This is a genomic window from Psychrobacter proteolyticus (genome assembly GCF_038155145.1).
GTDB lineage: Bacteria > Pseudomonadota > Gammaproteobacteria > Pseudomonadales > Moraxellaceae > Psychrobacter > Psychrobacter proteolyticus_B.
Map to the genome: position 1 here is coordinate 1 of NZ_JBAKAY010000126.1, position 221 is coordinate 221.

The 221-nt window shown below is 48.0% G+C and carries 1 pseudogene; it reads left to right on the plus strand.

The window, feature by feature from the left end:
- A pseudogene (locus tag V6252_RS13230) lies at positions 1-221 on the plus strand (hypothetical protein); the annotation flags it as partial.

Consider the following 221-nt stretch of genomic DNA (forward strand, 5'->3'; position numbering starts at 1 on the left):
TATGGACATCGGCGTCCAGCTTAACGTTTGGCGAGTATTAGCGGTCTCCAAAAAACGTGCACAGGAAATCGCAAACTTGGTGTTTCCTGGTGTTGGTTACTTGCTCGCTTTATTAATCATTGCGGGTGGTCTGGCTTTTAATATTGGTAATATTGGCGGTGCCGGTCTTGTCATGCAGTCCATGTTCAACATGTCGCCCATCACAGGCGCCCTAATCAGTG